This window comes from Candidatus Dependentiae bacterium, from assembly GCA_018266175.1.
Taxonomy (GTDB): Bacteria; Babelota; Babeliae; order Babelales; family RVW-14; genus JAFEAY01.
The window spans coordinates 27,057-53,678 of sequence record JAFEAY010000003.1 but is presented as its reverse complement, the minus strand read 5'-3'; the positions used below and the strand labels follow the sequence as shown (position 1 = coordinate 53,678).

The 26,622-nt window shown below is 38.6% G+C and carries 23 protein-coding genes and 2 tRNA genes; 5 read left to right on the top strand and 20 right to left on the bottom strand.

The window, feature by feature from the left end; genetic code table 11:
- Positions 1-32: 32 nt before the first annotated feature.
- Positions 33-716, top strand: coding sequence for a hypothetical protein (locus tag JST56_00255; protein MBS1987405.1), 684 nt, complete (start codon positions 33-35; stop codon positions 714-716).
- 54 nt (positions 717-770) lie between these two features.
- Here the strand turns inward: JST56_00255 and JST56_00250 are convergent, their stop codons facing one another.
- The 6 genes from JST56_00250 to JST56_00225 all read right to left on the bottom strand — a co-directional run bounded on the left by JST56_00250 (position 771) and on the right by JST56_00225 (position 6,587).
- Complete coding sequence (locus JST56_00250) at positions 771-2,600, bottom strand: ATP-dependent DNA ligase (GenBank protein ID MBS1987404.1); 1,830 nt, start codon at positions 2,598-2,600, stop codon at positions 771-773.
- Between the two features lie 15 nt (positions 2,601-2,615).
- A complete protein-coding gene (locus JST56_00245) occupies positions 2,616-3,185 on the bottom strand; it encodes a glycerol-3-phosphate acyltransferase (GenBank protein ID MBS1987403.1) in 570 nt (189 codons plus the stop codon).
- A gap of 67 nt (positions 3,186-3,252) precedes the next feature.
- Positions 3,253-3,329: transfer RNA gene (locus JST56_00240), tRNA-Met, on the bottom strand.
- Between the two features lie 53 nt (positions 3,330-3,382).
- On the bottom strand, positions 3,383-5,038 hold the full coding sequence (secD, locus tag JST56_00235) for a protein translocase subunit SecD (GenBank protein ID MBS1987402.1): 1,656 nt from the start codon (positions 5,036-5,038) through the stop codon (positions 3,383-3,385).
- Between the two features lie 50 nt (positions 5,039-5,088).
- Positions 5,089-5,175, bottom strand: a tRNA-Leu gene (locus tag JST56_00230).
- 425 nt (positions 5,176-5,600) lie between these two features.
- Positions 5,601-6,587 carry a hypothetical protein gene (locus JST56_00225; protein ID MBS1987401.1) on the bottom strand — a complete coding sequence of 329 codons (987 nt, stop codon included), beginning with the start codon at positions 6,585-6,587 and terminating at the stop codon, positions 5,601-5,603.
- A gap of 305 nt (positions 6,588-6,892) precedes the next feature.
- Between JST56_00225 and JST56_00220 the strand changes: the two genes are divergently transcribed.
- Positions 6,893-7,369 carry a hypothetical protein gene (locus JST56_00220; protein ID MBS1987400.1) on the top strand — a complete coding sequence of 159 codons (477 nt, stop codon included), beginning with the start codon at positions 6,893-6,895 and terminating at the stop codon, positions 7,367-7,369.
- A 79-nt stretch (positions 7,370-7,448) separates the two neighbouring features.
- On the opposite strand, the gene JST56_00215 is transcribed toward JST56_00220, so the two are convergent.
- Positions 7,449-8,312: a zinc metalloprotease HtpX gene (locus JST56_00215; protein ID MBS1987399.1), complete on the bottom strand. Its 864-nt coding sequence runs from the start codon at positions 8,310-8,312 to the stop codon at positions 7,449-7,451.
- Positions 8,313-8,499: 187 nt separating this feature from the next.
- Here JST56_00215 and JST56_00210 point away from each other — a divergent pair, with 187 nt between their 5' ends.
- Positions 8,500-11,472, top strand: coding sequence for a hypothetical protein (locus JST56_00210; protein MBS1987398.1), 2,973 nt, complete (start codon positions 8,500-8,502; stop codon positions 11,470-11,472).
- Positions 11,473-11,476: 4 nt separating this feature from the next.
- Here JST56_00210 and JST56_00205 read toward each other — a convergent pair whose 3' ends face one another.
- The 12 genes from JST56_00205 to JST56_00150 form a co-directional block, all read right to left on the bottom strand.
- The gene (locus JST56_00205) at positions 11,477-11,992 is read right to left on the bottom strand and encodes a helix-turn-helix transcriptional regulator (protein MBS1987397.1); all 516 of its coding nucleotides are present in this window, start codon (positions 11,990-11,992) and stop codon (positions 11,477-11,479) included.
- Between the two features lie 12 nt (positions 11,993-12,004).
- Positions 12,005-13,834 carry an elongation factor 4 gene (gene lepA, locus JST56_00200; protein ID MBS1987396.1) on the bottom strand — a complete coding sequence of 610 codons (1,830 nt, stop codon included), beginning with the start codon at positions 13,832-13,834 and terminating at the stop codon, positions 12,005-12,007.
- 6 nt (positions 13,835-13,840) lie between these two features.
- Positions 13,841-15,547, bottom strand: coding sequence for an arginine--tRNA ligase (locus JST56_00195; GenBank protein MBS1987395.1), 1,707 nt, complete (start codon positions 15,545-15,547; stop codon positions 13,841-13,843).
- Between the two features lie 126 nt (positions 15,548-15,673).
- Positions 15,674-17,050, bottom strand: a complete 1,377-nt coding sequence (locus JST56_00190) for a hypothetical protein (protein ID MBS1987394.1) — start codon at positions 17,048-17,050, stop codon at positions 15,674-15,676.
- Positions 17,051-17,194: 144 nt separating this feature from the next.
- Positions 17,195-17,731 (bottom strand): single-stranded DNA-binding protein, encoded by a 537-nt coding sequence (ssb, locus tag JST56_00185; protein MBS1987393.1) that lies wholly within the window; start codon positions 17,729-17,731, stop codon positions 17,195-17,197.
- Between the two features lie 84 nt (positions 17,732-17,815).
- Entirely contained in the window at positions 17,816-18,907 is a 1,092-nt protein-coding gene (lpxB, locus tag JST56_00180) for a lipid-A-disaccharide synthase (GenBank protein ID MBS1987392.1), read from the bottom strand.
- Positions 18,904-19,563, bottom strand: a complete 660-nt coding sequence (locus JST56_00175) for a hypothetical protein (protein MBS1987391.1) — start codon at positions 19,561-19,563, stop codon at positions 18,904-18,906. Before JST56_00175 ends, lpxB begins: the two co-directional genes overlap by 4 nt.
- A gap of 27 nt (positions 19,564-19,590) precedes the next feature.
- Positions 19,591-20,190, bottom strand: coding sequence for a hypothetical protein (locus JST56_00170; GenBank protein MBS1987390.1), 600 nt, complete (start codon positions 20,188-20,190; stop codon positions 19,591-19,593).
- Positions 20,191-20,433: 243 nt separating this feature from the next.
- The gene (locus JST56_00165; GenBank protein ID MBS1987389.1) at positions 20,434-20,871 is read right to left on the bottom strand and encodes a hypothetical protein; all 438 of its coding nucleotides are present in this window, start codon (positions 20,869-20,871) and stop codon (positions 20,434-20,436) included.
- A 204-nt stretch (positions 20,872-21,075) separates the two neighbouring features.
- Positions 21,076-21,453 (bottom strand): hypothetical protein, encoded by a 378-nt coding sequence (locus JST56_00160; GenBank protein MBS1987388.1) that lies wholly within the window; start codon positions 21,451-21,453, stop codon positions 21,076-21,078.
- 280 nt (positions 21,454-21,733) lie between these two features.
- Entirely contained in the window at positions 21,734-22,384 is a 651-nt protein-coding gene (locus JST56_00155) for a CDP-alcohol phosphatidyltransferase family protein (GenBank protein ID MBS1987387.1), read from the bottom strand.
- 32 nt (positions 22,385-22,416) lie between these two features.
- On the bottom strand, positions 22,417-23,568 hold the full coding sequence (locus JST56_00150) for an HD domain-containing protein (GenBank protein MBS1987386.1): 1,152 nt from the start codon (positions 23,566-23,568) through the stop codon (positions 22,417-22,419).
- A gap of 94 nt (positions 23,569-23,662) precedes the next feature.
- Here JST56_00150 and JST56_00145 point away from each other — a divergent pair, with 94 nt between their 5' ends.
- Together JST56_00145 and JST56_00140 are read left to right on the top strand one after the other, a co-directional pair.
- Positions 23,663-24,364, top strand: coding sequence for a queuosine precursor transporter (locus JST56_00145; protein MBS1987385.1), 702 nt, complete (start codon positions 23,663-23,665; stop codon positions 24,362-24,364).
- Entirely contained in the window at positions 24,340-25,470 is a 1,131-nt protein-coding gene (locus JST56_00140) for a tRNA-guanosine(34) transglycosylase (protein MBS1987384.1), read from the top strand. Before JST56_00145 ends, JST56_00140 begins: the two co-directional genes overlap by 25 nt.
- Here JST56_00140 and murB read toward each other — a convergent pair.
- The gene (murB, locus tag JST56_00135) at positions 25,427-26,416 is read right to left on the bottom strand and encodes a UDP-N-acetylmuramate dehydrogenase (protein ID MBS1987383.1); all 990 of its coding nucleotides are present in this window, start codon (positions 26,414-26,416) and stop codon (positions 25,427-25,429) included. The genes JST56_00140 and murB overlap by 44 nt on opposite strands.
- Positions 26,417-26,622: the final 206 nt, after the last annotated feature.

Here is a 26,622-nt window from a genome sequence, read left to right as displayed (position 1 = left end):
ATTATTTTTACATTTTTACACAAGAGGTCTGTATGTTCACCAAATCGATTTTATTTGTTTGCCTTATTGCAATGCCATCGGTTTTTGCAAATCATAAAGAGTATATTATAACCGCTGATCGCTTATATAAATTTATACATGCTGCAAACAACAACAACAACAACAACAACAATAATAACAACCAATCAAGAACGTTTCTTAGCGTTAATATTTCTAATGGAGTGATAAAATCAAATAAATTATCAAATAGAGAGCTTGCTCAGATTATTTTTAAAACAGCAAAAAATAATTATCTTTCGACTGAATTAGACAATCAAAGTGTTCGTGAATTTCTCAAGTATCTCTCAAGAAGCGAATCTGAATCTAAAGATGAATCTGGAAAAACACTCCAGAAATATAAATCTTCTTTTCCAGTAGATCAAAATGATGTTTACCAAGCAATTATTCCATTAACAAACAACCCACACGATGATATTGAAATCATATCAAACGGCCTTATTGAAGCATACGTACAATACATGGAATGCAATGTTAATAAACCAGCAGATTTTTTTGATGGAGTCATTTATCAAAAATCGCTTACTCTCTTGGTCTCTCTCACCGATGAGAGCATCACAATCAAAGTTAATAATAATTTCGCTTATCCATGTGAAATTGATTTTAGCATTAAAAGAGAAGAACCTAAAAAGTTTAATACGTTTTTAGATCTTTTATAATTATCTCGAAAATTTGCAATTAAGAAGCCCCTCTTGAGAGGGGCTTTATTTATTTTATTTCTTAAACTGCAACTTATACAAATGCTCAAGCTCTTTAACCGTCGTTGCCTGCAAAGCAGATTTATCGGGTCGGTAGCCCATAATGCGGGGAAAGCGTAATGCAAACCCAGATTCTTTATCAAGTGCTCCAGCTGTATGAAGCGGTGAACGGGTAATTTCGTCAGCACGAACCAGACAGACAATTTCTGGAGAAACCCAAACATCCGGATAAAGCTCTTGAGCACACCCAACATTTGCAGGCCGTTTTTCAATTTTTATCTGGTCACACTGCTTCTTTTGATTACGCCATTCTTGATCGGTCAAGCCGGTACCAATTTTTGCAACGGTTTGAAAGGTATCTGTTGCTTCATTGTAAATGCCAACAAGAAATGCTCCAATGCCAAATGAAGCGCGTTTTCCCCGACCCAAATAATAGCCCAAAATAACGCAATCAAGTGTATCTTGAATGCCACCACTCTGCTCTGTGCGCTTAAGCTTAATCCAATTGAAATTTCGCTTACCTGGCTGATACACCGCATCAGTACGCTTAACGACAAGCCCTTCAAGTCCCAAAGAAATATTTTCTTCAAAATAATGCTCCAGCGTATCAGCATCTTTAATTTTTACTTCTTGAATAGGATAGATAACTTCATGCTTTTTTATTTTCTCCGTATCAAGCACATGAATAAGTGCCGCTCTACGCTCTTCATGCCCCTTATCGAGCAACGATTTACCGTTGAGATACAAAATATCAAACAGATAAAGTTTAAGTGGATAGTCTTGAGCAAAAAGCTCAACTTGATGTTTTCGTTTACGTTTTACCGTCTCCTGAAAAGGAAGGAATCCGCCAGTTTGAGCATCAAATGCAATCGCTTCACCTTCAGCAACAAGTTCTTGAACATCTAGATCAAGTACCGCATGACGAAGCTCAGGAAACATTTCAGACATCTCCTGTAAATTACGTGAAAAGAAATGAATTTTAGGATGAGCTGCTGTTTTATTGATATGCACTTGAAGTCGAAAGCCATCAAGCTTAGGTTGCGCAACGCAATCGCCAAGTTTTTTAACAATGGCATCCGGACTAGCAAGCCTTTCTGCAGCTGCAGGCCGAATAGGAATGCCTGTAGTAATGTTCATTTTTTTAATGCCTTCAAGGCCATCTTCTTTCAGTGTCTTGATGATTAATCCAATATCTGCTGAGATATTATAAGCATCCTCAAGCGTACTTCGAATTGATTTATCACCCATTTCCATCCACGAAAATGCATCCAAAAGGGTCATATCAGAAAATCCAAGACGTAGCTTACCCAAAATAATTCTTACAATGTACTTTGCTGAAATAGGGTCAAGCTCACGCAAAAATTCTTCTAAAAATTTTTCTTTAATATCTTGAGATCCTGTACCCGTAATCGATAGAAATTTTTTAAGCTGCATATCAACTTGATGCACCGTTAAAGCATTATCATTCTGTGATGCTGTACCAATGCTTTCAATACCACGCTGTCGGAACAAAGGCTCTGCATCATCGGCACGAGTAGCAGCATTCCGCCAATTATGCTGCGCAACAGCTGCACCCAAGTCGCTCAAACTATGAGCTTGCGCTTTTAAATCTTGTTGTGATTGGCCCGTAAGATGTGCAAGAACCTTGAGCATACTTTTTTCAGCAAAATTAAACTGTGTTCCGAGATAAACAGGCTGCAACTCGCCAAGAGAAAAATAGGCAATAGCTGATGCTTCTTGTGAAGTTGCTTGCCTCAATGCATCAGCAAGAAGAACAGTAATTTTTGTACGTGACGATTCTTGCTCGATTGTCTGAAAAATTTCAGCAAGCTCACTGAACTTCATAAATTTCCTACTCATTTAACGGTTCATAGATGCAAAGTTTGAAAGATGGCGTATGACAAGCCAAAAGAATACAATAACTAAAAAAAATGCCAACGAAGTTAATCCAAAAAAAATAATGTGTGCTATAAGAACAAAAAGCATCGCAATCAATGAGGCTAAAAATGCAAATGCTGTGATAGCAAATATCAGTCCCCAAATACATGCAAACGATAAAACTAACCAAGATGGCATAAAAAAAGAGATAATGCCCAGCGCTGTTGCAACACCCTTGCCTCCACGAAAATGTAAAAAGAGTGAATGCGCGTTTCCGATGAGCAGAGCTCCTGCCACGCAGAACAAATACCATAGCTCATTGGAAACATACAAACTTGCTGCTGCAAGTGTTGCATACGCTTTGAGCACATCAATCAGCATCACGATAAGAAAATATTTCTTACCCAATATTCGACCAATATTCGTTGCACCAATATTACCTGAGCCATACTGACGAATATCGACCTCAAAGAAAAACTTTGCAAGCCAATAACCGGTAGGAAGAGAGCCAATAAGATATGCTCCGATAAGAGTCAGAATCTGTATGATCATAAACTTTGACTGTCGTGTGTAAGAATAATATAGATTTAAATTTTCAAGTGATACTTGAGAGAGTTACTGGTAGCGGCGCAGGGATTCGAACCCCGGACCTACGGATTATGATTCCGCCGCTCTAACCGACTGAGCTACGCCGCCACACAAATCTTTTTAGTTGAATTAGTGTATCGTTATTAACACCAATGTCAATGTTAAAATTTCAATTTTGAGACATTAAGTACATCTGTTGTAAAATAAAACAGAGCCTTCAAGAAAAAGATACCTGCCAACAATGTTGCTATGATACCTGCGATAATCGTTACCGCAAATCCACGAATAGCTGGGCCACCAAACTGGTATAAAACAATACCGGTAATCAATGTGGTTAAATTCGAGTCAATAATAACAGCCATAACACCATTAAATCCATTAGCAATCGACTTACGCAATGGCAAGCCATTTGCAAGCTCTTCTTTAATATGTTCAAAGATCAAAATAGATGCGTCAATAGCCATTCCGATTGAAAGCACCATACCTGCAATACCTGGCATGGTAAGTGTTGCTTTGAAGTAAGACATAAAGAGCATGATCAAGAAAAAGTTAACCGCTAACGCAATAACTGCAAAGAGTCCTGGAATGCGATAGTAAATTAACCCGAACAAGAACAACAAAAACATTGCAACGAAGCATGACATAATACCGGCTTGAATAGCATCTTGCCCTAATGAAGCGCCTACACGGCTTTCTTGTTCAAACTTGAGCGGTGCAAGTAATGAGCCTGAACGCAAGACAACTGAAAGATCAAACGCTTCACGTTGACCTTCAATATTGCTGATGCGCCCTGAACCACCTGAGATTTCCGATTGAATTACAGGAGCTGAGAATACAACATCATCAATAATGATGCCAAGATTACGACCGATATTGTTACCGGTCAATTCTGCAAATTCTCTGTTACCAACACTATCAAGCTTAAAGTTTACTTGTGGCTTGTTATATTCATCGCGACCAACTTCGGCGCTCACAATATGATCACCGGTCATATCAGCAAATGCTGAAGCCAAGTAGTAACGAGCTGCAACTTCGCGGCCATCAACAACTTCAGTTTTACCTGATAAAATAACTTTATCGGAAGGAAGATCACCATCAAACTTATCAAGCAAGGCATCGCGTGATACAGCGGTATCTTCAATAATTTTAAATTCAAGGTGAGCTGTTTTTGTAATCACTGCTTTAACATGATCAGGATCATCGATTCCAGGCATTTGCACTACAATTTGATGATCACCATGTTGCTGAACAATAATGCCTTCAACACCATAACCACCCAAGCGGTTAGTCAAAACGTTGAGTGCTTGTTCAACAGCACCAGTACGGATGTTTTGTTCGACTTCACCTGAAAGCGCAAGAGTTATTTCGTTTTCAAGGCGCTTTGCATGAAGCAAGCCAGCCTTTTTGTCTTGCACTATTCCCATGCACGCACGGGCACCTTCTTCTGTTGCGAAAGAAAGTTTAAGCTCTCTTCCTTTAACCTCTTTTTCAGTAGGCAATTCACGAATGTTATTTGATTTTAAGAACTGGTCAAATGAACGACTTTCAAGACCAAGACGACTTTCAATTGCCTTATCGATTTCAACACTCAAAACAAGATAGGTACCACCTGCTAAATCAATACCTTTTTTTACATAGGTAAGACGCAAGGCGTTGTAGTACGTTTTTATGGTAGATAAAATACCAGTTTGATGTGCAGATTCTTTGATGGTTTTTTGGTCAAATGAAACCATGAAGTAAGACCCGATAGCAATAACAACAACCCATGCCATTAATGGGGTAGTCAGCATTTTAACAATGCGTGCTTGAGCATTCATGAAAACTCCTTAATCTCGTAATTCTACTCTCAATTCAATTACATCAAAAATGGTGCCGAGGAGGGGACTCGAACCCCTATGGGATTTCTCCCGCTGACCCCTTAAATCAGTGCGTCTACCAGTTTCGCCACCTCGGCATCTTAGAAAATTTTTAAGAAAAGTTTAAGATTTTTATTTCTTAAACTTGGCATAAAGTTATCACATTACTCAGCGATTGGCAAATCTTTTTGCATAGATTTTGCCGTGAAATGATAAGTTCCTAATGTAGTGCAAAATAAAAACTTTGTAGTGCAAAATAAAAAGCTCCGGTTTTGAAGTAAAATTTAAGAAGTAAAAAAACTTAAAAAACCTTCGAAATCGAAACTCTTTGGCTAAGGTTGCACTTGATTTGCTTGGCGTAAACTTAAGAAATTTTTGCCGACCTTTAATTGCATGAACATCACGCCATCAAGGTGAACAGATAAACACTGCGCCAGTTTATGATTGTTGCGAGGATATGGAAAGTAAAAGCCTTAGGGCCTGTTATTCGAAAAATAAGACTACAAAATAGAAAAAACAATAATTATACCTTACTGAGCGTCGTTCCCAGCAACTCAAGTCGACCAGCAAGCTCCTTGAGCTTTTGCTTCAATTGAGTAAGTTGAAATTTTAAATTACTGAGTTTTACAGAGAGCGAATCTTTCTGATAAAACGACGTGTGTATAAAATAACGTTCACTGGCTTCTTTTTCCAAAATACTCTTTAAATCATTTTGGGCATACTCAATCGGACCAGATTTTAGTGAATCAAATAGAATCCATTTTCCACCATATTTGACAAGTGCTCTATGATGATGATTAGTATAAGTCATGATCATTGCTACAAGTTCGAAATTGTTAATGAAAAGTGGTGGAATAGTTTGGTCACTTACCTCATCGGCTGGTTCATAATCTAAAACATTAATTGCATAATTCATCTTGATAGCTTTGTTAATGTTTTTGTAATCGCAACAGGTTGTGAAATATTGAAAGTTCAAATTTTTTTGGGGCGATATTTTCTTAAACAGTTGATATACAAAGTAAAGAAGACCTTTAGGGTCTTCCATGGCACCCTTCTTGAGCCCTTTGACCATACCAACAAAGTCCCTTTTCCATTCCTTGTTTAGGTATTTTCCAAGAAAAGGATTTTGTTGGAATTCTTCAGTCTCTTCAATTGCCTTAAGCTTTTGATCGTATTTGTTTTTTATCTCTGCAAGACATTCAGCCATATCAAAAATTTTATCGAAAAAAGCTTGAGGTTCAAACTTATTAGTCGTCTTCATTGAATTAAAAGTGTCGTTTAAATGTTGTATAAAAATTGAGACATCGTCTTTTTTCTCTTTATTTTTAATAGCATACTCTCCAACAACTCTTCTCACCTCATCTAGGCGATACAAACATTGGAGCGCAGCTACCATCCAACACCAATTACTTTTATTTTCAAGATTGTACGGTTGATTGTCCATACAGATGAGTTTGCACATTAAAAGCGTCACGCAACAAAAAAGAGTCAATAAAAATATTTTTTTCAAGGCTTTCTCCCTAAAAAATCAAGAACGTCGTATTTTTAAGAATTTTATAAAAATTAATAACTTGCAATACGATTAAATAATACAGCGACAATATTTCAAATGTAAACAATATTAGAATTTAATAAACTAAGGCATAAAATTGTTGGGTTTATGAGCGAAAAAATACTGAAAAAATTACATCCACCGTTATTGAACCAGCGCAGGCATTTTACATTCAATCATTTTTCAGTACAATGAAATAATAGGTATTTTAAGTAGGGGGAATTTTATAATACTTGTACCTATTATCATATTTGGGGGTTTCCATGATGAATCGTCTTTTTATCGCAACAGCATTTGTTGCATCACTTACAATGCAAGCACCAGTTCTTGCAAACGATCAAGCTCTTCCTGAAGCTCGTGTTTCTGGAATTGTTGAAGCATCTGATCATATGAACAACAACCAAGAAGTTGTTTTTCATGATGAAGTTGATACACGTAATGAGCACGCTCAGCAAGCAGAAGATTTTATAGCAGAAATTTTTACTTGTCCCTTAGCTTTGAGTATTGATCGTCCTGAACTCGACGAATCTCATATTTGTAAACCTACAACATGCTCAAACTGCTCTAATCCTCTTCAGACTCTTATGAAAAGAATAGCTTTTGGTTTTGCAATTTATAAGATTACCCATGGGGCTATAATACTTGCAAATACAGCAGGTCCCTGCATAGGCAGCTGCGCTGCAAATGTTTCAAGTGATTTTGGATGGGGAGCATTCGAATTACTTAGCGCTCTGGCCTAATAAGAAGTTGATGCACATTTTTTGAGGCCCCCAGTTTTGGGGGCCTTTTTTTTGTGAATTTGTTCGCACGAACTCGAATCTATTTGTTAACCATATTACGCAAGCGCGCAATGCGCTTTTCCATAGGGGGATGGGTCGAGAGCAAATTCAAGATACCTCGTCCAGAGAATGGATAAACGATAAAGAGACTTGCCATGCTCGCTTGTGCAGCACTTTCAGGCTCTGTTTGTGGCTCAAACTTTACCCCATGATGAAGTTTTTCAAGCGCAGATGCAAGTGCAAGCGGATCATTGCAGCAGCGCGCACCCGTTTCATCGGCCAAGTATTCTCTTGACCGAGAAATAGCTAACTGAATGAGCGTTGCAATGAGCGGCACAAAAATAGCCATCACCAGTGCAGCCATCGTGTTATCGCGCCCTTCACGGTCTCTGCTACCACCAAGCAACACCGACCAGCGAATCATAAAAGCAACATAGCCGATTGCAGAGGCGATCACCGCTGCAACGGTGCCAATTAAAATATCTCGATTTTTAACATGAGACAGTTCATGTGCAAGCACACCACGCAGCTCGCGTTCATCAAGCAGATTCAAAATACCGCGTGTTACCGCTACCGATGCATGATCAGGGTTGCGCCCCGTTGCAAAAGCGTTGGCCATATCACTGTCAATGTACCACAACTTAGGCATCGGCATGCCGCCTCTGGAGCATAAGTCGTGCATGATATCATGAACAAATTTATGTTTCTGGGTATCAAGCGGCTTTGCGCCATACATCATGAGCACTAATTTGTCTGACCAGAAGTAGGTTACAAAGTTCATAGCAAAGGCCATGATCAATGCAATAGTCATACCATTTGATCCGCCCGCTACATAGCCAATACCTAAGAACAAGCTACTCAGTATTCCAAGCAATAAAACTGTTTTGAATTGATTAAAGAACATTTCAAACTCCAAATTATTCATTTTTTATAAACATTCAGGAGCTCAATTTAATCTCGTTGCCCAAGATAATCAAGGGGTTAAAGAGAAAACAGCCTCGATTGCATGAATTATATTGAATATTAAAGCTGGTATAAGTTATTTTCATTGTAGATAACTCTAAATTTTTTAAGATAAAAATGAGGAATGTATGTCGTTTTTAAAAAAAATTGCTTCAACATTTTTACTCGTAGTTGTTGCATTTATCTTGGTACAAGCAGCACTTCTTGCACGCATTAATTTAGGAGAAATCAAAGAAACCTATACAGTTCTTAATCAAAATTTTAGCTATTTATCACCTACCATCGGTGCTGCATGGTGGGAATCTGGAGTAATTCACAACTATTATAAATACGGAAACTGTATAAAAGAAAAAGGCAAGCCAACGCTTGGAGATGCAACAATTCAACTTATTCACGAATTATTTCATGAATTGGCTGGTGATTTATCAATCACTACTGGTAAATATCAAGTAGCTTCATTTTTTTCACCTCAAATCATCGCTACAATTCTAGGAATCATTATTAAGGGGCAACCTAAAATAGAAGATTTAGTAATAAAAAGAAAAAAAATCATAAACCCAAGCAATAAAAAAAAATACGCTGCAATCATAATCAAAAATATAAAAAAAGCCATTAATGACCATTTACACGATAACGTATCTTTAGACAAACCTGCTCTGAATAATTTAACAAAAAATATAACCAGGACAGCCAACCTTATTGTTGAAGCTCTTGATGAAGCTTATTTTTTTTATGATAAAGAATCACAAAAATATCCCGCAATCACCCCTTATGCGATTTTACTTGCCTTTCTTTATCAAAAAGCAAACTCTAAAAAAGATTTTTTTGATTATTTTACCGAGCTTAGAAACTTTCTTGGTCATTCTATTCTTGAAAAAAAAGATGATCTATTCAACATAGACACTTCTTATGAAAGTGAAGAAACCATTCCGACAAATGATTTAATTGCAAGCCTATCTCACGATATAGAAAGCGTTCAAAACGATAGAATTCTCTTTGAAAAAACAATCTATTCCTTATTAGCACGGCAAAAGTCACGGCTGCCAAAAAAAATTAGATATTTAACAACCTCATTTAAAACTCTTTCTTTTGCAAACTGTGTTGAAGCCGTTATACGCAACATTATTAATATCTTGCTTTACGATTTAGAAAACAAAACTGTCTCACTTGAAAATATGAATCGCTTCCATCCCAATATTGATCAAGAAAATATTCATCCCTCTTTAAAAAATTTCTTGAGCACTCAATTTTTTCAAGACTTTAACAATGCTGATAAAGAAGAAGTACACAATGCCTGGAATAATGTAGTACAAAATCTATCATGGATCTCTTATCTACAAATTTTTAGCGAGAACGAAATAGTTGGAACCAAAGCTCCAGAAAATTCACTTGGATTTATTTGGTTTTCAGACAACTTAGGAAGTCAAATATTTTCGCAAAATGATCTAGCCTCTTTATTTCCAAATGCACTCATTGAAGAGTGGACCAAACCTGAAACATTAAAGCTCACTATCAATCCAAACTCCCTCCAAAAACAAGTATATATTGTATTTAATAGAACACGATACAATGGATGCGAAGTAGCACCAACACTTAAAAACATTATTATTCTTTTGAATGACTTACTCGGACTTAAAGTTTTTCATGAAGAAAAAGCTCAGTCCTTTATACAATCTGATTTTAATAAAAAATTATTTCCTGAAATATGCAAAAAATTTTCATTCTCTTATGATCAAGAAGCACTCAGTGCAATCAATATTGATAGTATTCATGAAGAAATAAGGATACATCTCTCACATCAAGGTGATTCTTTTTCTCTAATGTACAGCCCAGCACATTCAGATTATTATGTTACACCATCAAAGATTGACGCCAACCAGGCCGATCTTGATCGGGCTATTAAGAATATAACAAACTCAATAGATCTAGATCTTAACGTACCGCTTCTTACATTATTAACGCTCTTACTTGAATGCAAAGATCCATCACCTGAACAAATTGAGGAAATAGTAACTCCTATCGAGAAAAACATCTCTCTTGTCAGGCATTGCTTCATGCATCTGAGCGCAACCGAACTTGAACAAAAACTACCTATTCTCGCATATCTACTCAAAGAAAATTCTGAAAAATATAAACTTGAACACTTCACGAAGAGGATTATTGAAACAATTTCAGCTGATGTAGATTTGTTAACAAAAACCAAAATAGTTAATCTTTTCGCTCAAAGCTCATCTGCAAAAAAATGGAATTGGGCTGAAATTATGACCCTACAAACAACGTTTTTTGAAAAAATTGCTCAATGGGCTCTTACAGTTCCAGAAATAAATGGAGACTTCTTGAGACTTTTATCCTCAAATGACGATCTATCAGATGAAAATCCATCAATAGATTTTTTCAATGCTCTTCTTGCGCAAAATCAGGCCGGGATTGCCCTACGAATAGCACGCCATGCATTGTTGAGTAATAATTCTACCGTAAGCAATGCAGTGCTCAATCTTTATGCCAAGTTCATTGATCAGAATTTTGAAATAGATCAAATAGCTCAGCAAGCTTCGCAATTAATTCTTATGCAAAAATCTTTTATAAGAGCTTTTGGACTGAAAATTTTCAAAGCACTCATTAATAAAAATTATAGCATTCCTGAGGCTCTGAAAGCCGCAACTCAATGCTTAACAAGTCAATCAAATGATATACAAGATGCAGGCTTAAAACTCTTCACGAATTTCATTAAAAAACACAATAATCATATCGAGGTTCTTGAAATTGCTCTTCACCATTTGGAAAGCAATGATCAAACCAAACAAACACAAGGATTACAAATTTTCAACCTTTTATTTGAGAACAATTATGGATACCTTACAGCAATAAATCTCTTTATCAAATTTTTTACAGGAGAAGAAAAAGATAAAAGTATGATAGCGAAGAGCCTATTTTCCTCTATGACTAAATTTATAAAAAAGAAAAAAAGTGTTCAGAGTGTCAAAGAAGAAGTTGAATCCCTCATTAAGGACGAGGGGATAAGGGAAGCGCTTAGGCTAATAAAACCAAGCCCAAGCGCAAAGAAGTCTTATTGGGATATTTTAACTGACACACTCAAGTAACTAACTACTTATCATCTTCGTAATCAATTTCCCAGTCATCAGAGATAACAATTTCAGGTTCTGGTTTTTTACTTTTTTTAGTTGAAGGTGAGGCCATAACATCATGCACTGAAGAGCGTTCAGCTTTCTTTCCGACTCCAACAGCGGTAAGATTGTCTTGTTTAAGCTGCCCCAAACGTTCAACCTGCTTTTTGGCATCAGTACGAAATGATTCACTTTCTTCTTCAAGCTGACCTTGCGTCCGCTCAAAAAGCTTATTCATATCTTCTTGAAGCTTTGAAATTTTCTTTTGTAGTCGCAAAATAATCTCAACACCCGCCAAATTAACCCCCATTTTGTGGGTTAAATTGATGATCTCTTCGAGCCGATCAACATCTTCTTCTGAGAAAAGGCGTGTATTCCCCTCAGATCTTTTTGGAGAAATAAGTCCTTCTTTTTCGTACATACGAACAGTCTGTTGATGAACCGAAAACATCTTTGCAACAACTGATATCGAGTAAAATCCCTTACGTCTTTTCATAAGGATACCCTTTTAATCATTTTTGAGGACAGTTAAAAACGCTTCTTGAGGAAGCTCAACATTACCAACCTGCTTCATCTTCTTTTTGCCTTCTTTTTGCTTTTCAAGCAGCTTACGCTTACGTGAAATATCACCGCCATAACATTTTGCGGTTACGTCTTTGCGTTTTGCAGAAACCGATTCACGTGCAATAACTTTAGCACCAATCGCAGCTTGAATAGCAACCTCAAACATCTGACGATGAATTACTTCTTTTAATTTTTGTGTCAATTGACGTCCAATACTCATCGCTTTATCGCGATGAACAATAACTGATAGCGCGTCAACAGCTTTACCATTAAGCAAAATATTCATTTTTACTAAATTGGCCTCGGCATACCCTGCTTGTTCATAATCAAAGCTTGCATAGCCAGCTGACATCGATTTCAATTTATCATAAAAATCGGTCACAATTTCACTGAGCGGAAGCTTGTAGTGCAAGATGACACGATTTTCATCAAGATAAATCATATCGGTTTGTTCGCCGCGTCGCTCTTGACACAAGGTCATCAAAGAGCCTAAGTATTGCTTTGGCGTGATAATTGTAGCCTTAATGATCGGTTCATAGATTTCAGCAATGCTGACAACATCAGGAAATTTTGATGGATTTTCAATGACCATCTCTTCACCACTCGTCATTTTAAGACGATAAAGCACGGTTGGAGAGGTTACAATAATTGAAGCGTCATATTCTTGCTCAAGACGTTGTTTAAAAACATCCATGTGCAAAAGGCCCAAAAATCCGCAACGAAAGCCAAGACCGAGCGCAACAGAGCTCTCTTTTTCAACATGCACGCTTGGGTCGTTGAGTGTTAATTTTTCAATTGCATCACGAACCAATTCAAACTCAGAAGTATCAACTGGATAGATCCCTGCAAACACCATCGATTTTGCTGGTTTAAAACCTGGAAGTGGTGTAACCGGTTTTTTTGTATGATAAAAAGTATCACCAACTCGAGCCTCTTTAACCGTCTTAAGGCCTGCAATAACATAGCCCACCTGACCGGTATAGAGCGCATTAGTTGGATACGGATCGGGATACATAAGTCCAATATCAAGCACTTCGTACGATTGATCACTGTACGCAGCTGTAATTTGATCACCTTTACGCAACGCTCCGTCAACGACTTCAACCAAGCAAATCACTCCGCGATATTCATCAAACCATGAATCAAAGAGAAGGCCTTTAAACGGCTTATTGGCATCACCCTTTGGAGGTTTAATGCGCTCAATAATTGCTGGAAGCAGCTTATCAAGACCAAGACCGGTCTTTGCTGAAATAAGAAGTAAATCTTCTTGTTCAACATCAAATGCTTTGTGCATTTCTTTGGCGATACGTTCAGGATCGGCGTTAGCCATATCAATTTTATTAATCACAGGGATAATATCAAGCTCTTGCTCAAACGCCAGAAAAAAATTTGCCATGGTTTGCGCTTGAACACCCTGAGCAGCATCAACCAAAAGCAGTGCACCCTGACACGCGTACAGAGAACGAGAAACTTCGTAGCTGAAATCAACGTGACCAGGGGTATCAATCAAATTCAATAAATAAACTTCGCCTTTGTATTCATAAAACAAAGAGGCTGTTTGAGCTTTTACCGTAATTCCACGTTCACGCTCAACTTGGAGTTTATCAAGAAACTGCTCATTTTTTTGGCGTGATGAAATAGTCCCGGTAATTTCAAGAAGACGATCTGCAAGTGTTGATTTACCGTGATCGATATGTGCAATAATCGAAAAATTACGAATATGACTTGGTTTAAATGTCTGTATATCAAAATTCTGTATGCTGGAAATGTTCATAGTTGTTTACATCTTTTCTGGTTTGCTAATGCCCAATAAATCAAGACCAATGCCCAAAGTTTGTCGTACAAGTTGTACCAAACAAATTCGTGCGGCAGAGAGGTCATGATTTGTTGGGTCAACGATACGGTTATTTGCATAATAGTTATGAAAGACCAACGCAAGTTCCCATGCATAATAAGCAATTACATGAGTTTGATAGGTTTTTGCAACTGATAATAACGCATCAGAAAGTGACACAATTTTGCGCAAAACCATAATTTCAGGATCTTGCACCAAAAGCATCATTGTCTCTAAATGTGTTTGATTGAGTGAACCGCTGGCAAGCTGTTCAACAATTTTTTGTAAATGCTCATCAAGTGCAGCTTTTTCAAGAAGACTATTTGTTCGCACATAGGCATACTGAATATAAAAAACAGGATTTTCATCGGTCTTTTTGAGTGCCGTTGCCAAATCAAATTCTAGATGAGCATCCGCTTTACGATTGAGGTAAAAGAAACGAGCAACATCACGCCCTACTGTTTGAACAATATCATCAAGCTTGGTGAATGTTCCAGCACGTTTAGACATCTTGATTGCAACATCATTTTCTTTAATAGTCACAAGCTGATAGAGAATGACATCAAATGCTTTTTCATAATCAAGCGCAAGCATCGTACCCTTGAGCCGCTTAACATAGCCATGATGATCTTGACCAAGAATATCGATTAAAATGTCATAGCCACGATCAAATTTATTTTTATGGTACGCAATATCCGCAGCAATGTAGGTCAGTTCGCCGTTTTGCTTACGAATGACACGATCTTTTTCATCACCAAATTCAGTTGATTTAAACCAAAGTGCACCTTCAGATTCGTAAACCAAATCTTTACTGCGTAATACTTCAATTGCTTGTTCAATAGATCCATCTTCATGGAGGCTTTTTTCTGAAAACCAGCTGTCAAATTGAACGCCAAAGGTTTGAAGATCTGTTTTTATATTTTTAAGCATCTCATTTTTTGCATAGTCTGAAAAAAATGATTCATCTTTATTAATAACATCATCTCCAAATTCAGAACGGCAGTGCGCAGCAAGCTCAGTAATATACTCGCCCGCATAGCCTTCTTCAGGGAGCTCGTCTTGAATCCCTAATGCTTGTTTGCAACGGACAAGAACAGACTTGCCCAGCAATTTCATCTGATTGCCCGCATCATTAATGTAATATTCTTTTAAAACGGTATGTCCAACAAAGGCCAAAACATTACCGAGTACATCACCAATAATGCCACCACGTCCAGTTCCCAAATGTAACGGGCCGGTAGGGTTTGCGCTGACAAATTCAATGAGATATCGATGTTTTTTTTCATACTCTGGAAGAGTAAAATATGAATTTTTCTGATCCCACAATTCACCGGCAACTTTGGCCCATACATCTTTGTGCACCGTAATGTTCAGAAATCCAGGACCTGCTATTTCAACATCGCGGATTGTTTTTACAAAAAGTGGTTCTTGGTCGCCAAGTAACAGATCTTTAATTTCTTGTGCCAATTGCCGTGGATTTTTACCCAACATCTTGGCAAGGACCATTGCCGCATTGCAGCTCATATCACCAAATGGTTTTGATGGATCAAGATTCAAATGAATAACAATCGCTTGTTGTTGTTCACGATCAAGTTGGTAATTTTTTTGAATAGTTTTAAGAATTTCGTATCGTAATGTCGCAATAATATTCATAACGTATGCCTTTTGCCCTCAAAACTACAGCTCAGCCTGATGATAACGCTCATGTGGCCCATTGTAGCACCTTACACCGGCAAAGAAAAGTCCATGATTACCAAAAGAGCCATCAAATAATCGTCGCTAAAAGTTAAACTGAATATGAAGCTCAAGCGAACCACCCAACATATCCGTCAGCCACGAACGGCGTCCATATATCGAATAGTCATAGGCAACCGACAATTTAGGGGCAAATGATGAGTCTGTATGAGCCTTGACATCATATTCAACCAAAAAGTGCAGCGTAAACTGCTCCCACATCTCCAGTTGCTTATTGGCATTGGCAATATAATTGGGGGAAATGATCTTGGGAGGGGTTAAAAGTCGCTGTGCATCAATATATGCCTTGAGAAATTGATCATCTCGAACCGAAAGAATGGTACGCTCTTGCGTAGTATACGAAAAACCAGCCAACGCTGAAAGCCCGCCAAGTAAGCGATAGGCTTGCGCATAGAGCTGAAAGTCCCAAATTGTCCCCTGAACTTTTTTCACTTTGGTTTTTTCAAGCAAAATCCAACCATTCTGGTTCAAGTCGGTTGTTACACGCTCAACGCGCTCTTCGTCAAAAAAGATAACCGCTCCCACGCTTGCACCCAAGCGTAGATATTTCCACAATCCTACTTCAAGGTTTCCTCGCCCTAACGCTCCCAGATATTGATCGTGCCCAAGGGGCAACGCAAAAACTCGATTGATATCACGCTTACCCGCAAGCGGAACCAAAACACCTGCTTGCAGCTGGCCTGAAAGACGATCGATAAAACTAACGTCAGTTTCGGTTTCACCCTGCCAGCCGCCGGTAATAACTAAATCACCGACACCTGATTTTTTGAACGGTGTTTTGACCGGTGCAAGACCGTTTTCTTTCAAAATTGGATCGAGCTGATTGTTTAAGAAATCATCAACTTTAATTGGATTTCCACCAACCATAATATCCATACCCATCGCATCCTGAACATTTTCAGGGCCCTGATTGATAAAGCCAATCTCATTTAATTTAAGCTCTTTGAAGGGCAAGTTCACATGAGCAAAGAATCCGGAAAATAAGTTTTGGCGCCAGGTGACGTCAAATTCTTGAAGACGAAATTTACCCGTAAATTCTACCGGAATTGCTGGACCAGTAGCAAGTGGTGCTCCAGCACCCCATTGAGCATTGGTTAGAGGCAATTGTGCAAGGTTATCTTGGTTGAGACCAAGTTTGCCAATATCAAAAAAACCATGTGAGCTAAAAAGCGAGCCCCGCTTGCTATGCGCATTCCACGACTTACGCGTACTTCCTTGAGCATAATGCGCTTTCAAAAAAACAGCCCAGTCGTCCACACTGGCAGCCGATTGCCCCTGAAAATATGGTGTTCGATAAAAAACCGGCACATCAAGTGCTGGTAACGATTGAAATAAGAAGCTGCTTATAAACAGCGAGCACGATAGTATGTGAGTGCAGATATTACTGCGCCAAGAAATCATGTTTTTCCCCTACAGGTCGTGAAATACTCTGGACGAAAAATTATTATCGCCCGCTTTTTTCAACAAACAATGTAGAGGGAGTGTAGCATGGGAACCCAAGCAAGGACAAGCCTCTCTCGTTTTTCCGTGCTACACCTTTTTTTCTTAGAATGGTAAATCGTCTTCAAAAGGCGCTTCATCCTTCAAAGTCACTTCGCCGGTTGAAACAAACCCTTTTGGAGCATCAAATGGTGATGTCGCTTTGGGTGCAGCTTTACGTGCCGGAGCAACTGCCTTTTTTGGCTGCTCAGACCGAGAAAAACCTTCATCAGCTTGATCGCTTGCAGAATCTTCAAGATCATCTTGTGCCCCTGAAGCCAAGAATGTTACACGGTCAGCAACGATTGAATGTTTGCTGCGCTTGTTGCCATCAGGATCTTGCCAGCTGTCAAGCTTTAAACGTCCTTCAACCAAAACAGAACGACCCTTTTGAAGATATTGGTTACAGCTTTCTGCTTGAGGTCCCCAAACATCAACGTCAATAAAACAAACTTCTTGAACCATTGAACCGGTTTGTTTGTTTTTAAACTGACGGTTTGACGCCAAGCTAAAACGGCAGACAGCTTGGCCTGAAGTAATTTGTTTATACTCAGGATCACGCGTTAAATTACCAATCATGATAACTCGATTATAACTTGCCATGCAAAAGCACCTTTCAAAAAAATATAAACAATCATAAAAGCAAAAGTGATGTTAGCAGAAAAGAGAGATTTGGCAAAACGCTTATTATTTTTCTAGGCTTTTACTGAGTCGCTCAAGTTTTTCTACCATCTGAGCATACGGTGCATCGCGGGCAATAGAAGATTCGTTCAAACGCTGCGCCTCATAAACAACTGTATCGATAGAAAAATGTTGAATAAATTCTTTGTAGACTTCTTGTCCTGAAAGCAAATTTGGTAATGCCATAAACCGAACTTTAACAACTATCCGCGCAAGCCAGTAGGTAATCCATGAAACACGGAAAATAACCAGAGCTGGTATTTTAAGCAAAGCAAGCTCGAGCGTAACCGTGCCAGGCTTAGTTAATGCCATCGAGCAATGAGCAAGCTGCTGCCACTTTTCATCAGAGTCACGAACAATAATCAAATCTTTCCCAATTTTATCAAGACCTGAACGCTTCAGCGCACAACTCAATTGATCAGACGAAATTGATGCAGCCTGAGGAATAATAAACTGAATATCGGGATAAATTAATTTTAAGGCAGATGCAACACGAGCAAAGATTGGAAGGAGCGTCTTGATTTCTGACAAACGAGATCCTGGAACTAATGCGATAAGATGCTTTTTTGTTGCAGATTTTTCAAAATATTGCTGCATACGATCGTATACTGGACATCCAATCCATTGAACATGCACGCCTCGCTGTGCATACCACTCAACTTCAAAGGGATACAAAACAATAATTTTATCGCAATATTTTTTGAGCGAAGCAACGCGCCAGGCTCCCCAGCACCACAATTGAGGTGGAGAAAAATAGGTAACTGTTATCGTTGAACACAAACGTTTAAGTCGTTTGATTAACCTCATATTAAAGCCAGGAAAATCAATCACTACAACTTCATTAAACTGTTGCTCAATGATATATGCTGCAAGTTGATTTAAAAATTTTAATAACCGAGGGATATGCTTAATAATTTCAACAATGCCGGTGACATTGAGCTTTTCAAAGCGTTCGTACAAATGAGCACCTGCTTGTTGCAGATGATCTCCTCCAAGAGCTTCGATATACACTTGTTGATGAGCATAATGCTTACGCACATACCATCCCCCCAACAAATCACCCGAAAGTTCACCCGAAACAATAAAAACTTTTTTCATGATGCTTGCTTAAGGCAATTGTCTGCGTTTACACGCATGTGAAGTTGCTTTGACTGCTGACAAACGTCAAGCATAGTAGCGCTCAACTGTGCTACTGCCTGATGCAACGATTTTTTCTGAAGTTGTCCAATCTCTTGCTGTATCGAATCAGGGGTAGATTTTTTATCCATAGATTGTGTAATGAGATTTTGACAAGACTTAAGCTGCTGGCGATTTTTTTCAAGCGATGCAACCAGGTCGTACATAATAGCATGAGCTGTGCTTAGATCGTTTTTTCCAGCACGCTTAAATGGTGCCTGATTATCAAGCAAGCAGCCAAGTGTCGCTGAAAATTTCTTTTGCAAAGCAGACAGGGTGATGAGTAACTCACCACCCTGCTTATTTATTGTAATCAAATTGTTATGATCAACTAAAGGTTCGACTTTTTTGCTCTGCAGATCAGCGACAAGCATATTGATCTTGCCAATATGCCGAATAAGCGACCTGCTTGCATGAAAAGCATCTTTAGTTGCATGACCGAGTTGTTCTTTAAGCTTGGATGCTGAACATCGAGGAGCTGTCGGCACCTGTTTTTTTGTAACCAAAAATTCTGATGCTTGTGCGCAACACATGATGGGTAAAAAAACCAAGGCTCCTAAAGCTACTACAATATTCATCCAAACTCCTCTTCTTTTATCTTTAGCTTATTCTTTATAGTTTACTCTGGTCGTATTTCTAAGAGCATATCGCGTTGCACCAGATCGTCCTACAAGAGGAATAACTTCAGGAGCAATTGGCTCAATCACAGGATCAACTGGGTCGATTTCATTAATTGGATCAATTGGATCTATTACTGGATTAACTGGCTCAATTACTTGATCTTCTTGATTAACAGGATCAATCGGCTCAATCACAGGATCGATTGGGTCGATTGGATTTCCTGAATTAACTTCTGAGTTATTCCAAAATTTACCAAATGGAATTTTGCCATCACGCTTCGCATAACCAAGATACACAATGCCGCCTAAAGCTGCTACAGCTGTTACGCCACCAGCAATCAATGCAATTTTTTTGTATTCATGAGTCAAAGACAATGTTACTGTGCCATGAGCATCAGTTGTCTCAAGAGCTTTAACAAAAGCTGCTTTAACTTCTTCGTTTGAAAAACCAAGTGCTTGTGCCGCTGCAACATAAGATTTAATCTCTTGATTTGCCTGCAAAGAAAGAGATGTGGCATGAGCTGATACATCTTGTGCACAAACAACACTCAAAGAAATTAACAATAACCGTATGATACTTTTCATCTGAAAAACCTTCGCAAGAATAATATTAATTAAGTAACTCAGTACAACAAGTGGAAGTATGATTAAATATTAAAAAAAAGCAATAGAACAAAGGATAAAACCATCTTTTTTCATTAAATTTCTAAGTCGCAAAAAGCATATTCTCAAGCTCTTACTTATAATCACTTTTTCAACAAAATTCATTAATAAAGATGGCGTATGATTTTTCACACGCCATCTTTATTAAAACTTATTCATGGGCTCTTAAATTCGATCATCTTCTTCAACAACCCCACGAACCTCTCCTGGCAAAATGCCAGGCTGCGGTCCCGGTGGCTGATTTTTTTGCTGGTTAGATTGCCCTGGCGGAGACTGAGTCTGATCACCTTGCAAAAAATAATGTACAAGCCAGATAGTTGCAATGACCGTCGCCACGCTCAGCACACCTATTGCAGACCAAACCACACGCTCATCATACTTAAGTGAAAGAGCTAAAACACCATTGTTTTGATCCAGTAATTGAGCTGCATTTTCGAATTCGCTCAAAATTTGTGCATCGGTATAACCAAGCTTTTTTGCCGTTTGAACATAAGCTTTAATCTCATGCGCCTGCTGCAAAGAAAGGGCCGAGATATCGGCAGGCAAGCTGTGCACCCAAACAATGCTCAAAGAAATGAGCAATAATCGTATGATACTTTTCATCTGAAAGAACCTCTAAAAAATATGATTAATCAAGCTACGACAAACAATAAACGGCAGATTGCCATAAGTTCGTCAAAAATAATAGAGGCGCATGATTTCTCACACGCCTCTATTATTACAATTTGTTGGCTGGCCCTTATGTACTAAAGTTAAACCTTAATACGTCAGAACCCGCTTTATCTATTTTTAAGCTTACGCTTCTTCTTAGTGTTCGTGTCCATCTTCTTCAGTTGGAGCTGGAGCTGGAGCTTTTCTCCACAATTTAGCAAAAGGAACTTTGCCATCACGCTTCCAAATACCAACACCAACTACAACTGCTGCAACTGTTACACCAGCAACAATCAATGCAGTTTTCTTTTGTTCATTGGTCAAAGACAATGTTACAACGCCGTTAGCATCAGCGTTTTCAAGAGCTGTAACGAAAGCAGCTTTAACTTCTTCGTTTGAGAAGCCAAGTGCTTGTGCAGCTGCAACAAATTCTACAACTGTTTTTTCTGTTTCTTTTGTCTCTACGTCTGTGTTAGCGTTAACACTTGCAAACATTGCAAGAGCAAGTACGCCAGGAATCAATTTCTTCAACATAATAATTATCTCCTAAAAGTGATAATAAAAAACCAACACCAACCAACAATTGCATTCAAATTTTTATAAACATGTTTTTATAAAGAACTACTTAACTATCCCCAATCAATATTTACTATTGAGCTATCTTTAGCAGCAAAAGCAATATAGTAAGGTTTTTTTTAAAAAGCAAGCACTAAGCTATTTGAATACAAAAAAAGCCTTCTCTGTCAAGCTATTTCTTACCTTGTGTGCATCAAAGATATTACCACAAAATTACATGAAAAAGCTGGAATATCAATCATTTTTTCACTCTTTTTAGTTCACCATAAACAACTTTGATATAATTGAAAAGCGAAAACAATGAAAGCATTGATATAATTACTAACAGGAAATCAATAATAGATCCCTGTTCTTGAATAATCAAATGATTCCAGAAACCTACTGCTATAAAGAAAATAAGCATAAAAGTTGTAAGCTTTCCCCAGATAGATGGCTTAATACTTTCTGAGCCTCCAGTAATACACATAACCAGATAGCCACCCGTCAGTAAAATAGATTCACGGACAAGGATAAGTATAAAAAACCAAATTGGGACCTTAATAAACGGTGAATCAACAAATACCAGAGAGCCAAGGCTTATTACCAGAAAAAATTTATCCGCAATTGGATCGAGTATCCTACCAAGTCGAGTATGCTCGTTAAAAAGCCGAGCGAGGTAACCATCAAGCAAGTCTGTTCCCGCTGCAAGCAGAAAGATAATAAATGCCAGCTTCCAAAGCTCAGAATAGATAGCAAGAGCAACAAACGGTGCTAAAACAATGCGTAAACAAGTCAGCACATTTGACATCGTCAACCAACGGGCTTCATCTGCCAATCGAGAAATTGACTTGGATACCGCTGAATTAATTGATGCGCTCATCAAGCGTTTTTTGCCACGAGAAAGCGACATTATTTTTTTCCTCATTGTTTTTATATACCGACCTATCCGACCAGTGATTGCACAGGACTCTTATCAGTACTATCGGATGTATCAAATTTAATATACCACCCCTGTGCAAGCTGCGCTTGCAACTGTACTGACTCCAAAGCAAATGAAGCATCTAGTTCTGTCAGGCGCTTAAGAGTTCCGTCATTATTTTTAACCAATGGGTCGACTCCCCTAAATTTAGATCGTACAAAAAAGTCTTGGGAGCCTTTATCGGTCACCTGAAGCTTTTTATCATCAGTAGTTCTCATTTTTTTGATTACTTCACAAAGCTGAGAGTCGTTACTTTGACACAATTTCTCCCACACCACTTCATCAGTAGAATAATGAATATCATCCATGGTAACCAGCTCAATATCAAGCGCACGTCGCAAAGCCTGGGCAGCCAATGAATCAAGAACAAATATATTTGGGCCTCCCCAAACATGTCGTGATCCATACAACGAAACTCGGGCCAGTTTTGCAGCTACAACAGAGTCTGTAAAAAACCATTTTCCCTGTTCAAACTTAAGGTGGGCAAGGATATCATCAACATCCTGTTGGCAGAGAATACCAGCCAAAAGCCCTTCTTGGATATTGTATTCAATACGATCAGCACATAAATCAGGCAGATCTTGATCGAGCGCAACATGAACATCACCATTTGGAACAATATCATCCAGTTCCATGCCATGCTTAGCCAAAATTTTTCCGATTCCCTGCTTTTCAAGGTATTCAGCATGAATATCATCTTGATATGATTTTTTACAATCTGCTTGTTTAATGAGATAGTCTCCAACATGCGAGAATACCGTATGAGAGGCGTCATGCAACAATCCCGCAACCTGCTCTTCAAGGCTTGCACCATAGCGGCGTAAAAGAGCCCAAACACCTACACAATGGTTATAACGCGTGTAACTCTTTCCATAACCATCAACCAAAGACCTAGATCCATACTGATGCACCTTTTTAATACGCTCCATAGTAGGGCATTCAAGCAACTCAATAAGTACTGGCTCCGTTACCACAACCTGCCCATAGGGTGTTTGCACAGTCTTTGCCTGGCTAAAAAACCCTTCATAAGACTTTGTGACTACCATATAAGCCCCCAAGCCTACCCCTACACAAATCAGGAGAGATCCTAAACGATACCATTTTTTTTCGCACATAACCGCTCCTTGTCAATCTTGAAAGATGAAAAAACCTAAAAAATTGTGTAAACTAAACCAAAAACCGTTTTTAATTTCAATGTAAAGCAATACCATGAATGAACTATTATTCTTTTTACACATTTTTATTATTGCACTCTGTTGCCTTGGAACTTTAAAACTAGGCAAGGAGGCTTTAATTAGTTTCATTTGCATGCAAGGCATTTTATCAAATTTGTTGGTCACAAAGCAAATTACTCTTTTAGGATTTGATGTTACCTGCAGCGATGTCTTTGCTGTTGGAGTCATAATGAGCCTGAATATACTTCAAGAATATTACGGCAAGCAGATTACGCAAAAGGTTATTTGGATTAATTTCTCAATGCTTTTGATCTATCTGAGTATGACTCAAATTCACCTCTGGTATACTCCTAATACCTTTGACACGATGCATCCTCACTTTGTAGAAATTTTTTCACTCATGCCACGACTCACGCTCAGCTCAATAGGAGTTTATTTTTTCGTTCAGAACCTTGATGTAGTCGTTTTTGGGCTTCTTAAAAAACTTTTTAAGAACAAGCATTTTACACTTCGCAGTATTATTGCTCTTATTTTATCACAACTGGTCGACACGACGCTCTTTAGCGTTATTGCTCTGTACGGCGTCGTTGAATCAATCAGTCATATTATCGTGGTCAGCTTTGTTATCAAACTCATGGTCATTCTTTTGACCGCTCCTTTCATTGCCCTGACTAAAAAATATATTTCCCCTTCAGACCAAAGATCAGAACTATGTCCTACTTCTCATTTAAAGTAATTCACACATCAAAAAAATCTCGTGCTCGTGTTGGAAAAATTTACACACCACATGGCGTCATTGATACTCCTAACTTTGTTGCAGTTGGAACCAATGGCGCACTCAAAGCACTTGATAGCAAAACAGCTGAGCTTGCCGGCCTCCAGCTGATGTTTGCAAATACTTATCATCTGATGCTTCAACCGGGAGCTGATGCCATTGCACAAGCAGGCGGAATTCATACCTTCATGAATCGCACACAACCAATTATCACCGACTCTGGTGGATTCCAAGTTTTTAGCCTTGCCTACGGCGGAGTTTCTGATGAAATCAAAAGCAAGGGAACAAAGCAACACAGCAACAGCGTTCTTAAAATTAACGAGGAGGGAGTACTATTCCGCTCCTACCGTGATGGTGCAAAAATTCTACTCACCGCAGAGCGATCAATTCAAGAACAAAAGAAAATTGGTGCTGATATCATTGTCTGCTTTGATGAATTGCCGCCTTACCACGTTTCACCTGAAAGCTTAAAACGTTCATTTGACCGAACACACCGCTGGGAAAAACGATCACTTGATGAGCATCTTAAAAATAAAAATAACCAGGCTCTGTACGCGGTGGTTCATGGAGGCCTTGACCTAGAATTGCGTAAAAAGAGCTGCAAAATTTTGACTGCGCTGCCTTATGATGGCTTTGCGCTTGGAGGAAGTGTAGGAAAAAATCGTGAAGAAATGATTACCATGCTCACGCACATTATGCCCCATCTCCCCGAAGATAAACCAAATCACTTACTTGGCATTGGTGATATTCCATCACTAGATGCAGCTGTTCCACTAGGCATTGATACCTTTGACAGCGCACACCCAACCAAAGCCGCACGCCATGGCCTTCTATTTACCAAAAATGGACGGTTACGCGCAATACAAGGTGGGAATGCCACAGCATTCCGTCCTATAGAAGACGGCTGTACCTGCTATACCTGCCAGCACTATACGCTTGCCTATTTATGCCACTTATTCAAAGCAAATGAACTGACCGCATTTACACTTGCAACCATTCACAATATTCACTTTATGGTGAACCTCATGGCTGATTATCGTGAAAAAATTTTGCGTGATGAGGTTTAGGAATATTTTTTGATACATCAAGAAGCGGATACTTCGCAAACCCGACGAGCTGGCATTCCGGCTGTGGAACAATGCCAAACTGTTCATAAACTCGACGCTGCATTTCACGCACAAGTTCAATAACATCATTACTGGTTGCACCTTCAAGCGTCACAATCATATTTGCATGTTGATGCGAAACAACCGCATTGCCAAACCGCAGAGCACCCTTTACACCAATCTTATCCAGATAATACGCAACAAACGGAATCTTTTTGTCATTGATTAAAAATGGAATTTCATCAAGATGAAAATTTCTAAAAAAGCTGCCACAGGTTCGTGCTGTTGGATAACGCGCAACACGGTGGCGTATCATCTCAACGCTTCGCCCGCGAGCAAACGCAGCCTCTAGTGGGCTCACCGGTTTGAGCTTAAACGTTGCATCAACTAGATAAAATTTTCCCGCTTGCAGAGTTGAAGTGTTATAACCAAAACTAAACCATGCAGGGTCAACTGCAAGAATTTGACCGCTTTGTACTTCGATAACACGTGCAGAAGCTAAAAAATTACTTAACAAAAATTCAAAGTAATGAATATTGATGTACATTGAGCCACCAACAGTGCCGGGAATTCCGCTAAATTCTTCAAGTCCTACAAGATTGTTATCTAAGCAAGCCTTAATTAAATCGGGCATGCCAACACCAGCACCAGCAGTTACTAAACCGTTTGAATAGTCTATGCTCACCTGTTCGAGCTTGGGGGCAATGACCAAGCCATCAAAGCCCTCATCGCTCATTAAGATGTTGGCTCCATGACCAAGAACAAAGATTGAAAGTTTATGCTCTCGTGCAAAAGCGAGTGCTTGTGTAAATTCATGTACATCATGCGGCTGGCAAAAAAACCGAGCCGCTCCTCCAGTTTTAAACCAATTTTTATCAGCTAGTGAAACGTTTTCTTCAATATTCATATTTTTCTCAAAAATATCTATTCAAATCCCCTATAACTCATCTGGCTGCAAGTATAAGCATGACTGAGAACAAAGCAAACAGTGTTCTGAAAAAAACCCCTTGGCTCTTCATACCCTAAACCCCTCATAAAACCAAACAAAACCAATCTTTATTTTCTATTTATTGCTTATTAAATTTACAAACTGATAATTTTAATAAGCAGAGA

Excerpts from the sequence above, each read along its gene's own strand:
- JST56_00255 (MBS1987405.1), top strand. The coding sequence starts at position 33 with ATGTTCACCAAATCGATTTTATTTGTTTGCCTTATTGCAATGCCATCG.
- JST56_00250 (MBS1987404.1), bottom strand. The coding sequence starts at position 2,600 with ATGAAGTTCAGTGAGCTTGCTGAAATTTTTCAGACAATCGAGCAAGAA.
- JST56_00245 (MBS1987403.1), bottom strand. The coding sequence starts at position 3,185 with ATGATCATACAGATTCTGACTCTTATCGGAGCATATCTTATTGGCTCT.
- secD (MBS1987402.1), bottom strand. The coding sequence starts at position 5,038 with ATGAATGCTCAAGCACGCATTGTTAAAATGCTGACTACCCCATTAATG.
- JST56_00220 (MBS1987400.1), top strand. The coding sequence starts at position 6,893 with ATGATGAATCGTCTTTTTATCGCAACAGCATTTGTTGCATCACTTACA.
- JST56_00215 (MBS1987399.1), bottom strand. The coding sequence starts at position 8,312 with ATGTTCTTTAATCAATTCAAAACAGTTTTATTGCTTGGAATACTGAGT.
- JST56_00210 (MBS1987398.1), top strand. The coding sequence starts at position 8,500 with ATGTCGTTTTTAAAAAAAATTGCTTCAACATTTTTACTCGTAGTTGTT.
- JST56_00205 (MBS1987397.1), bottom strand. The coding sequence starts at position 11,992 with ATGAAAAGACGTAAGGGATTTTACTCGATATCAGTTGTTGCAAAGATG.
- lepA (MBS1987396.1), bottom strand. The coding sequence starts at position 13,834 with ATGAACATTTCCAGCATACAGAATTTTGATATACAGACATTTAAACCA.
- JST56_00195 (MBS1987395.1), bottom strand. The coding sequence starts at position 15,547 with ATGAATATTATTGCGACATTACGATACGAAATTCTTAAAACTATTCAA.
- JST56_00190 (MBS1987394.1), bottom strand. The coding sequence starts at position 17,050 with ATGATTTCTTGGCGCAGTAATATCTGCACTCACATACTATCGTGCTCG.
- ssb (MBS1987393.1), bottom strand. The coding sequence starts at position 17,731 with ATGGCAAGTTATAATCGAGTTATCATGATTGGTAATTTAACGCGTGAT.
- lpxB (MBS1987392.1), bottom strand. The coding sequence starts at position 18,907 with ATGAAAAAAGTTTTTATTGTTTCGGGTGAACTTTCGGGTGATTTGTTG.
- JST56_00175 (MBS1987391.1), bottom strand. The coding sequence starts at position 19,563 with ATGAATATTGTAGTAGCTTTAGGAGCCTTGGTTTTTTTACCCATCATG.
- JST56_00170 (MBS1987390.1), bottom strand. The coding sequence starts at position 20,190 with ATGAAAAGTATCATACGGTTATTGTTAATTTCTTTGAGTGTTGTTTGT.
- JST56_00165 (MBS1987389.1), bottom strand. The coding sequence starts at position 20,871 with ATGAAAAGTATCATACGATTATTGCTCATTTCTTTGAGCATTGTTTGG.
- JST56_00160 (MBS1987388.1), bottom strand. The coding sequence starts at position 21,453 with ATGTTGAAGAAATTGATTCCTGGCGTACTTGCTCTTGCAATGTTTGCA.
- JST56_00155 (MBS1987387.1), bottom strand. The coding sequence starts at position 22,384 with ATGTCGCTTTCTCGTGGCAAAAAACGCTTGATGAGCGCATCAATTAAT.
- JST56_00150 (MBS1987386.1), bottom strand. The coding sequence starts at position 23,568 with ATGTGCGAAAAAAAATGGTATCGTTTAGGATCTCTCCTGATTTGTGTA.
- JST56_00145 (MBS1987385.1), top strand. The coding sequence starts at position 23,663 with ATGAATGAACTATTATTCTTTTTACACATTTTTATTATTGCACTCTGT.
- JST56_00140 (MBS1987384.1), top strand. The coding sequence starts at position 24,340 with ATGTCCTACTTCTCATTTAAAGTAATTCACACATCAAAAAAATCTCGT.
- murB (MBS1987383.1), bottom strand. The coding sequence starts at position 26,416 with ATGAATATTGAAGAAAACGTTTCACTAGCTGATAAAAATTGGTTTAAA.